Here is an 11,506-nt window from a genome sequence, read left to right as displayed (position 1 = left end):
AGTAGCCCGACAATTTCATGATAAACCTGGCAGGGTATTTTTCCCCTCATTGCCCCGCAAACAACAGGAGCTGCTGTAAACATGATCACCTACTCACTGGCACCTATATACGAAATCGTTCATCTACGCCGTTTACCGGTTAAACCGGAAATACATCTTATTTATCGGCTAAATGGCATTGACTGCCAACTATTAATTATTTTTGCCGGATAAACTTTGCCGCCTGAAAAAAGTACGGAAAATATTATCTGTCGTGTTACTGTGTTTGTTAGGCCTTGTCATTCTGATCGGAATACTGGTAAACATCCCCGTGGTGCAGAATTTCCTCGTGCATGAAGTGACCAGCCGTTTGTCGCAGCAGCTTAATACACGCGTGGAAATAGACCGCGTGAGCTTCCGGCTGTTCAACAGTATGCAACTGGAAGGCGCGTTGATCGAAGACCAGCACAAAGACACTCTTTTGTACGCAGGCAAGCTACAGGTGCGCATTACAGACTGGTTTTTCTTCCAGGAAAAGCCCATTATCAAATTCATAGGGCTTGAAAACGCGGAGGTGAACCTGCTGCGCTCCCGCCAGGACTCTGTATGGAACTATCATTTCCTGGAAGAAGCATTCAGCTCGTCCACACCCGATACCAGCAGCAAGTCTTCCGGCGGCCTTTCACTTGACCTGAAGAAAATTGATCTCAAAAACATCCGGCTGAACCAGGTGGATGCCTGGGTAGGTGAAGATATGCGGGCATCTGCCAAACGCATTTATCTCGATGCCAAAAACCTGGACCTTCTGAAACACAACATCGACATACAGGAACTCACACTTACTGAACCCAATTTTATTATCAGCAGCTATGCCGCCTCTCCCCTGCGGCACCGGCGGAAACCAGCCCCGGACCATCCTGTGCCGGATACCGGCCAGCTCCAGCAATTGCGCTGGAACAATGCCAACTGGAAACTGATCGTAAAAGAACTCAATATTAAAAACGGCATCTTCGGTGTAGACAACCCCGATGATTCCACGAAAATAGAACCCGGCTACTTTGCCCCGCATCATATCCGGTTCAATGAAATTAACCTGTCCCTCACCAATACCAGCCTGGTTAAAGACAGCGTGATCGGGGACCTTACCTTGCGCACAAAGGAACGCAGCGGCTTTGAAGTAAAGAAATTAACCAGCCGGTTTAAGATGTCGCCGGTGGAAATGGAATTTTCCCAGCTCGACCTGGAAACCAACCGCAGTCATATCGGCGACTATTACACCATGCAGTACAGCGATATCAGTGATATGAGCGATTATATCAATGATGTGTTCATGCAGGCCCGGTTCAAAAACTGTAAGCTGTCTTCAGATGATATTGCTTTTTTTGCACCGCCCCTTTCCACCTGGAAAAAGGAAATTACGCTGAGCGGTAAAGCCCGTGGCCCTGTCAGTAACCTGAAGGCATCGGAAATAGATCTCACCGCCGGCGCCACCACCCGTTTGAAAGGAAGCCTGGAAATGCGCGGACTGCCCGATATCTTCGAAACATTCATCGATTTTCATACAGAAGAACTGGTAACCACCGGTAACGACGTAATGCAAATCATGCCCGTGGTGAAAGACATTGTGAATACCGTGCGTATCGACCGCCTTTCAAATATCCGCTTCCAGGGAAGCTATACCGGGTTCATCAACGACTTTGTGGCCTATGGCCAGTTCCAGACCAATCTTGGTAAGCTGAACTCCGATCTTAACTTTAAAACCAGCCGCGATGTCCCCGTTTATTCCGGGAGCCTGAAGGCCGTGAACTTTGATATCGGCAGCCTCTTTGATAATACCAATCTTTCCACCATCTCCATGGATGCCAAGGTAGATGGTGCCGGCTTTAACTTTAAAACGTTGAAAGCCTCCGTAGATGGCGATATCCAGGAAATATCCCTGTTCGGGTACAATTATCAGAACATCAAAACCAAGGGGGAAATGAGCCGCAAATTCTTTAACGGTTCCCTCACGGCCAATGATCCCAACCTGGATATGGATTTTGCAGGAACCATTGATTTTAATGCCGCACTCCCTCAATTCAAATTTAATTCAGAAATCCGCAAAAGCGATCTGAAAGCCTTGCATATCACGGAGGATTCCGTAACCCTGCAGGCCAAGCTGGAACTCAATTTTGTGGGTAGTAATATCGATAACTTCGATGGTACCGCAAGGATGTACGAGGTATCTGCCTTTAAAGACAACCGCCGCCTTGAGTTTGATTCGCTTTATGTATCATCGCACATGACCGATAACCAGAAATTGCTTCAATTCTCCGGTAGTGAAATCGACGGTTTTGTGAAAGGGCAATACAGCTTCCTCCAGCTGCCAGATGCTTTTAAACTGCTTCTCAATAAATATTATCCCAGCTACTTCAGCGCGCCGCAAAATACCGTTATCAACCAGGACTTCACCTACGCCATCAACTTCGGCGAAGTGGATAAACTGCTGAGCGGTTTTACCAAACAGTTTTCCGGTTTTGACCATGCCACGGTAACCGGCGCCCTCAACACCATGAACGGCGGCAACCTGGCATTGAACATCCAGGTACCGGAAGCCGGTTACCAGGGATATCATGTACAGGACCTGCAGATTAAGGGAGATGGCAACTTCAATAAGGTTAATATCAGTACAAGCATTGGCAAAGTACTGTCAGGTAAAAACGTGATCCTCGAAAATCCGTTGATACTGGCCAGTTCAGGGCACGACACCTCTTTTGTGAAAGTAGACCTCGCAGCAGAAGACACCTCTTCCCTGGATGGCTTCTATGCGCGGATCATCACGGTAGCGGATGGCTTGAAGATCAACTTCCTCAACAGCGCCTTCACCGTGAACGAGCGGCAATGGAACGTTACTCCCGGCAATGAAATATACTGGAGCAAACATTTCCTCACTGTAAAAAATCTGCGGATAACCCGTAATGATCAAAGCATCACGGTGGAAACCAATGAATATAACCCTGATGAATCAAAGTTTATTGTTACCCTGAAGAACCTGAACCTGGCGGACGTAATTCCCTCCCAGTTGATTGCTACGCGGGTAGAGGGGATCACAGACGGAACTATTAATATTGCAGATCCTACCCAAAACCTCGACATCAATGCCGCGCTCAGAACACGGGAGCTGCGTATAGACAATGATTCCATCGGCCTACTGAATATAGACGGCACCTATCACCATCTTACCGGCAACGCCACATTTAATGTGCAGTCTGATAACGCAGGAATGGCTTTCCTGGCCCAGGGTAAAATAGGACTCTCTGCCTCCAGCAATGCTATAGACGCGAGTGTTAAATTCAACGGCACTTCTATCAGCCTGTTAAACAAGTACCTGGCAGGCTATGTTTCCAGTCTTACCGGTGCGGTAACCGGCACCTTAAATGTAGGCGGCACTACCCAACTGCCTTCTGTTAAGGGCGCACTTACGCTGGATACCGTAGGGGTTACGGTAGATTACCTGGGTACCCATTACCGCATTCCGAAACTGAATGTGAACGTGGACGACAACCTGATTGAATTTGGTAACTTCCTGCTGGTAGATAAATACAATACGAAAGGTACTGCCAGCGGGTACATCAGCCACGATCATTTCGACAAGCTCAATTTTGATTTTGATGTAACCGGCCGCGGTTTCCTGTTCCTGAACACCAGCGCCACCGACAACGACCTGTTTTACGGCGATGTGCTGGCCGACGGTAAAGTATACTTCTCCGGTCCGCTGAACGATATGCAAATGCATATCCTTGCGCGCCCCATCAAAGGCACCCACTTTTATCTCCCTATGTCCGACAGTAAGGATATCGGGAAATACGACTACATCACGTTCAAAACCTATGGTACCGAGATCGCTGAAAAGAAGAAGAAAAAAGATAATACCAAACTGACCGTAAAGCTGGACATTGCCGCCAATCCTGATGCCCAGATCGATGTGATCCTGGACGCCACCACCGGCGATATTATTTCCGCCAATGGTACCGGTAACCTGCAGATCACCGTGAATACAGAAGGAGATTTCACCATGTTCGGTAACTATGAGATCAATAACGGTTCCTATAATTTCAACTTCCAGCGGCTTACCAGCTGGAAATTCGACATAGAAAAGAACAGTACCATCACCTGGAACGGCGACCCTTCAGAAGCCAGGGTAAATATCATGGCCAAATATTCACTGCCAAAAGTGAGCCTGTACAACCTGGTGGGCCAGGGCACCAATATCAGTACAGACAAGCTGGCTACACGTACAGAAAAGGTGGATGTGCTCATCAACCTTCGCGGCGCCCTGCTGAAGCCCGACATCACCTACTCCATTGAATTGCCCGAAGTGGGTAGCCTGGCCTATGAAAGCGGGGTGGCTGCGCACCTGAAAGAGATCAATAGCGACCAGAACAAGGCATTGTTCCAGGTGTGGGGCCTGCTTTTCTCTAACCAGTTTCTCCCGGATGACGCCACTACAACGGCCGCCGCGAATGTGGGCATTACCGGTAAAAACAGTGTGGGACAAGCGTTATCTGCTCAGGCGCAGGCCATTCTCAACAACATTACCGGTGTTTTGCTGAAAGGAAGCGGTATCGGGGTGAATGTGAATTACCGCGCCTATAATGTGGGCGGGCCGCAGGATAATTCCTCGGTAGACCGTAACCAGGTGAGCGCAGGTATTACCAGTAACTTATTCAACAACCGGTTCCGCTTATATGCCGGGGGGGATTACGACTGGGGTAAAACGGCTACTTCCGCCAATACTAACCGTTTTGCGGGGGATTTCCGCATTGAATACCTGCTTACACCGGATGGCCGTTTCCGTATCAACGCTTTCAGCAAAACGGATTATGACGTGTATAACCTCAACAACCGTACGAAATCCGGCGTGGGTATTTCCTATATCAGGGAGTACAACCGCTTCAACGAATTGTTCAACGACAGGCGGCGCAGGCGCACGCCGCTATTGGATTCCCTTCGCCGGGCCGCTATGCTGAAACAGGAGCAGCAGGATTCTTTACGGGCCAAAACAGACTCCGCTAACATTGAGTAGTCCCTGAAACAACAAAGGAGCAACAACTGCTGTTGTTACTCCCTGGTGTGGTTTACTTTTACAGGAATGCCATCATTCCTTGCTTACGCGTTCCCAGTAGCGGTCGCCGGTTTATCCTTTAAGAATGTCGTGTCCTAATTTGTCGCGTTTGGTTCTGAGATAGTTCTCATTATGCGGGTTGGGATGGATTTCGATGGGTACATTTTCCACCACTTCCAGGCCGTAGCCGCTTAGCCCGGCGCGTTTGCGCGGGTTGTTGGTGATAAGGCGGAGTTTGCAGATACCGAGGTGACGCAGGATCTGTGCACCTACCCCATAATCGCGTTCATCCATTTTAAAGCCCAGTTCCAGGTTGGCTTCCACGGTGTCCATGCCTTCTTCCTGCAGCTTGTAGGCTTTCAGTTTGTTCATCAGGCCAATACCTCTTCCTTCCTGGTTCATATATAATATAAGGCCTTTGCCTTCTTTTTCCACCATTTGCATGGCCGCATGCAGTTGTTCTCCACAGTCGCAGCGCAGTGAGTGAAGGATATCCCCTGTTACGCAGGACGAATGCACTCTTACCAGCACCGGTTCATCTTTTTTCCAGTCGCCTTTTTTCAACGCCATGTGGATTTCGCCGGAGTTGATCTGTTTAAAAGCGATCAGTTCAAAGTTGCCGTATTTAGTAGGCATTTGTACTTTCACGCCTTCTTCTATCAGTGTTTCTGTACTGAGGAGGTAAGCGATCAGGTCTTTTATGGAGATGAGTTTGAGGTCGAATTTGGTGGCGATTTCGCGGAGTTCCGGCAGGCGTGCCATGGAGCCGTCTTCGTTCATGATTTCCACGAGTACGCCGGCTGGTTCAAATCCTGCGAGGCGGGCCAGGTCTATAGTGGCTTCCGTATGCCCGGAACGGCGTAAAACGCCGCCGGTTTTTGCTTTCAGCGGAAATATATGACCGGGTTTACCCAAATGTTCCGGTTTGGTATTGGGATCAATGAGCGCCTGAACGGTTTTGGCCCTGTCGTGTGCAGAGATGCCGGTGGTACAGCCATGTCCGAGCAGGTCTACCGAAACGGTGAAAGGGGTTTGGTGCAGGGCGGTGTTATCGCGTACCATGAGGTCCAGCCCCAGTTCTTCGCAGCGCTCTTCTACCAGCGGTGCGCAGATGAGCCCACGGCCGTGGGTACTCATAAAGTTGATGATTTCAGGTGTTACATTGCGTGCTGCCGTGATAAAATCACCTTCATTTTCACGGTCCTCGTCATCTACCACGATCACCAGTTTACCGTTTTTTATATCTTCTATTGCTGCTTCTATCGTATCTAACATATAATATTCCCTCCGGGTCAGTAATGTTGAATTGCGCAAAGTTACAACATATACATGTGAAAAGTTGCTGGCAGAAGTAAGTGCTATACTACAGGAAACCTCTTGTAAGAATGTTAATTATACAGAAGAATTTTAACATATAACAATAGATCTGCATTTAATGTCGATTTATACACCTGAAACCCGATAAAGTTCACTGTGGGTATAGATTTTTCTCATTACTAATATCTCATATTTGAGAAATCGTAATTATTGAGGAAATTCTTGAAAAATCGTTTTGTTAATATTGATATAGCTAGATGCCATTTAAATTTTGACAGGCCACTTGAGATATTCACAGTGTACTTAACAATTTGTTAATTCCGCGTTAAAATTTTCACAGGAAAATTGTTCAACTTTGCGTCTGAATCAACAATTTCTTTGCTTTATGGGGTTTAAAAAATTACTCTTTACATTCTCATTGTTGCTCACCGTGTTTGTAACCTTTGCGCAGGTAACTACCAGCAGCATTACCGGTGTTGTAACTGATTCCAAAGGCCAGGGCCTGATCGGGGCCACTGTAAAAGCCACCCACACACCTACTGGAACAATTTATGGGACCACTACCCGTGGTAGTGGTGAATTTACGATCCCTAACGTACGCGTTGGCGGACCGTACAAGGTGGAAGTTTCCTTTATCAGCTATGGAACTGAAACCTACAACGACATTTTCCTCAAACTCGGGGAACCGTTGAAATTAAATGTACAACTCTCTGAAGGCACTACCAGCCTGAAGGAAGTAAACATTACCGCCAGCAAAGGCATCGCAAAAGGCAATGGCGGTACTGCGGTTAACATCTCCCGTTCGCAGATGGATAATATTCCTACCGTCAACAGAAGCGTACAGGACTTTGCCAGACTGAGCCCACAGGCATCAGTATCGACCAATGGTAAAGATGGCTCTCCAATGGGTATTTCCTTTGGCGGCCAAAGTAACAAGTACAACCAGTTTGCGGTGGACGGCGCAGTAACCAACGACGTATTCGGGTTATCCGCCTCCGGTACCAATGGCGGCCAGGCAGGAGCCAACCCGATTTCAATGGAAACCATTGATCAGTTGCAGATCGTTCTGAATCCCTATGATGTGAAACAAAGCGGCTTTACCGGCGGTGGTATCAATGCTATTACTAAAAGTGGTACTAACGATTTCCACGGCGCTGCTTATGCTTATTACCAGACCCAGGGCCTGGTTGGCAAAGCACCGGACACCACCCACTCCAAATACGGCGATTTCAGTAATAAGATATTCGGCGCCAGCTTAGGTGGCCCGATCATCAAAAATAAATTATTCTTCTTCGTAAACGCTGAAAGATCAACAAGGAACAATCCGATCGATTACAACCCTGCTAATGGCGCCAACAAAGTAACTTTGGAGCAGCTGCAAAGCGTTAATGACTACATAACTTCAAAATATCCCGGCGTTAATCTCGGTAGCTTCACCGACCAGGAACGCGATAAACCGGCTACTACATTGTTCGGACGCATTGACTGGAACATCAATAGCGTACACAAACTCACCCTACGCCATAACTACCTGGATGCAAGCGACATGGTGGCCAGCAGAGCGCCGTCTACAGCAACGTTCAACAATGCTAACTATGTTTTCCCTTCTAAAAGTAATTCCAGCGTACTCGAACTGAACTCCAACTTCTCCAATAAACTGAGTAATGAATTCAGAATTGGTTATAATGCGGTGAAAGACAGAAGGAAATACCTGGGGCAACCTTTCCCAAGCATTACCATCAACGATGCGGGCGGAACTATTTATGCCGGTACAGAACCTTCTTCCACCGCCAATGCACTGGATCAGAACATCTGGACCATTACAGATAACCTGACTATGTATCATGGTAAACACACGATTACTGTTGGTGCAAATGCAGAATTCTACAAAATTAAAAATACTTTCATCCAGTACGCATTTGGCGGTTATACATATAACTCCATTAGCAGTTTCATTAATGGAGAAAAACCAACCAACTACCAGATCAACTATACTACCGCTGATTCAACCAGCCGCGAAGGAGTTGGCTTCAAAGCAGCACAGATTGGCGTTTACGCACAGGATGAATGGAACATCCGGAGGAACTTTACCCTCACCTATGGCGTAAGAATAGATGTTCCGGTTTTCCCGACTACTCCTCCTGATAACACCAATTTTTCAAAAGATCCGGCCTTTGCAGGATATTCCACTACCACACTGCCCAAAACCAGGCTCCTGGTGGCGCCACGTGTTGGCTTTAGCTGGGATGTTACAAACGACGCGAAAACGATTATCCGTGGTGGCGTAGGGATCTTTACCGGCCGTGTACCATTTGTATGGATCTCCAACCAGTATGGTAATACCGGTAACACCTATACCAACCTATCCCTCCGCGGTGCTGATATACCGGCCGGGTTAGTTTTCAGATATGATCCGAATGATCCGTTCTATGGTCAGTATTCAGCAGCTGGCGCTACTGCTGCGGGTGCTACCGTACAAACAGCCGTTTCTAATATTAATCTCACCGACAGGAACTTCAAGTTCCCCCAGATGTTCAAAACCAACCTTGCTGTTGAAAGACAACTACCATGGGGCATGAAGGCTACAATCGAAGGTAACTTTACCAAAACGATCAATAACGCCATCTGGAAAAACCTGAACGTAACGCCAACAAACGACAGTATTTCCCTGGGCGGTAACGTGAAAAGACCTACTTATAAAAGAACCACCAATTCCTTCGGAACCCAGGTGTTGCTTATGCAGAATACCAGCGAAGGGTATACTTATAACGTAACCGGTGAACTGAGCAAAACAACCAGCAATGGTTTGTTCTTCAAAGTAGGTTACTCTTATGGTGATGCCTATTCCGTTAACGATGGTACCTCTTCCACCGCCGGTTCCAACTGGCGTTATGGTCCTAACATCAACGGTCTGAATAACCTGGATCTGGGCCGCGCCAACTACAGCATGGGTAGCCGCGTATTGGCCGTAGTTTCCAAAGCATTCAGATATGGCAAGGAAAAGAAATTCAGCACTACCGTTACCCTGTTCTACAACGGGCAGTCCGGTATGCCTTATTCCTGGGTATACTTCAACTCTGTTGATCCAACAGGCGATGACCTTGGCTCCAGCGGTAACAATGACCTGATCTACATTCCAACAAAAACGGAATTAAGCAACATGTCATTTAAACCAATCACCGCTTCGTCTTCATCTACTTATACCCGCTCTGAAGCAGAACAGAGAGCCGATCTCGAAAACCTGATCAGCAACGACAAATATCTGAGCAAACACCGTGGTGAAAATGCCAAGAAAAATGCTTCCCGCACTCCTTTCGAAAACATTTTCGACTTCAAAATTGCACAGGTACTGCCAATCATTAAATCGCACAAAGTGGAAATCACTTTTGATATCCTCAATGTAGGCAACCTGCTGAATAAAGACTGGGGCAAAACGTACTTCATTTCCAATAACGTTTCCACTCCAATCACTTATTCCAGCTACAACGCTACCACAGGCGTTTCTACCTTCCAGTTCGACCAGAGAAGGCTGATCAATGGAATAGGCGAATCAACACCATATTATATCAACAACTTTACTGCACGCTGGAGAGGACAACTTGGTCTGAGATACAGCTTCTAAGAAAGCAAAAAATTGACAAAAGGCTGTCTCATACTAAGTGAGACAGCCTTTTGTTTTACAAGCCTTCATGAAAAATTACTTCTTCACATTAAGCCAACCTTATTGTCTTAAAATTTCCCCCCTATAAAAGCATCCCCCAAAATTTTCCCGATTGCGTAAATCCCCCCACCGCCTTTTACCTAACTTCGCTCCCCGGAAATAAAAACGACCAAATTTAAACGGCATCACACCGCCACACTATATGCTACAAAAGAAATTACACCTCCTGCTCCTTGCCAGCTGCGGAATCACCGCACCACTGCTGGCACAGGAAAAAAACAATAAAAAAGATACACTCGGAACGCCAAGAGCATTGGGAGAAATCGTTGTATCTGCCAACCGCAAACCGGTAACACTGGATAACGTTCCTTCTTCGGTAACCGTTATCACCCGGAAAACACTGGAAAACGACATGACCGTGAACACCGATGTAACAGACATCCTCGCACGGGAAGTACCCGGCCTGGCGCCCGGCACTCAAACCAACAGCAACGTGGGCCAATCCCTCCGCGGACGCTCTGTACTGATCATGATCGACGGCGTGCCCCAGTCTACCCCACTCCGCAACGGGGAGGTAGACATGCGCTCCATCGACCCCTCCGTGCTGGAAAGAGTGGAAGTGCTGAAAGGCGCTACCGCTATCTATGGCAACGGCGCCACCGGCGGCTTGATCAACTACATCACTGTTACACCCAAAGAAGATAAAATACTCTCCGGTAAAACCATGATCAATGCCACCGGTTCGCTCACCAGCATCAAAAACAGCGTGGGTGGCCGTTTGAACCAGGTATTACAGGGGAAATATAAAAAGTTCGACTATATTGTAAGCGGTGTAGCCGAACAAACCGGCGAGTTTAAAGACGCGAAAGGTAACCTGGTAGGCCCCAACTACAGCCTGGGTGAAACAGACAGCTACAATGCGTTTGCCAAAGTAGGCTACCAGGTGAACGGCCGTCAGCGTATACAGCTGATGTACAATTACTACCGCAGCCAGCAAAATTCCAATTACACCCTGGTGAACGGGGATATTGCCAAAGGCATTCCCGCGTCAGGCGTACTGGGCAAGCCCACCGGCGTTCCTACAGGTCCGAGGGGTAATCAAACCCTGCACCTGGAATATCAGGCCGATAGCCTCATTGGCGGCACCTCCCTCTCCGCAGATGCCTACTATGAATCAAGGGATGATATCTTTTATGTATCATTTGGCCGCTTTGAAGGAGGCGACGGACAATCCCATACTATCGATAAAAAGAAAGGATTACGGCTGATGTTCAACTCACCATTGTCAAACAAGCCGGCCTTTAACGGTACGCTTTCCTATGGTGCTGACCTGTTGAGCAACATCACCTCGCAGCCACTGGTAGACGGAAGGGTATGGGTACCAGAAATGAATATGCTGAACTACGCACCATTTGCCGAAACGCAATGGTCGCTCTGGCAAAATC

At 47.6% G+C, this 11,506-nt stretch carries 4 protein-coding genes; 3 read left to right on the top strand and 1 reads right to left on the bottom strand.

The features are described from left to right. Positions 1–313 precede the first annotated feature (313 nt). Positions 314–5,044 carry a translocation/assembly module TamB domain-containing protein gene (locus VN105_RS26240; protein ID WP_325645827.1) on the top strand — a complete coding sequence of 1,577 codons (4,731 nt, stop codon included), beginning with the start codon at positions 314–316 and terminating at the stop codon, positions 5,042–5,044. Positions 5,045–5,155: 111 nt separating this feature from the next. Here VN105_RS26240 and VN105_RS26235 read toward each other — a convergent pair whose 3' ends face one another. Then, the gene (locus VN105_RS26235; protein WP_142682987.1) at positions 5,156–6,358 is read right to left on the bottom strand and encodes a bifunctional 3,4-dihydroxy-2-butanone-4-phosphate synthase/GTP cyclohydrolase II; all 1,203 of its coding nucleotides are present in this window, start codon (positions 6,356–6,358) and stop codon (positions 5,156–5,158) included. A 427-nt stretch (positions 6,359–6,785) separates the two neighbouring features. On the opposite strand from VN105_RS26235, the gene VN105_RS26230 reads away from it, so the two are divergent. Beyond that, complete coding sequence (locus VN105_RS26230; protein WP_325645825.1) at positions 6,786–10,022, top strand: TonB-dependent receptor; 3,237 nt, start codon at positions 6,786–6,788, stop codon at positions 10,020–10,022. Between the two features lie 241 nt (positions 10,023–10,263). Then, the coding region (locus tag VN105_RS26225; protein WP_325645823.1) for a TonB-dependent receptor at positions 10,264–11,506 on the top strand (1,243 nt) is incomplete at its 3' end.

Source organism: Chitinophaga sp. (genome assembly GCF_035564935.1).
Taxonomy (GTDB): Bacteria; Bacteroidota; Bacteroidia; order Chitinophagales; family Chitinophagaceae; genus Chitinophaga.
The sequence above is the reverse complement of the archived record's forward strand: the minus strand, read 5'-3'. Positions and strand labels throughout refer to the sequence as shown.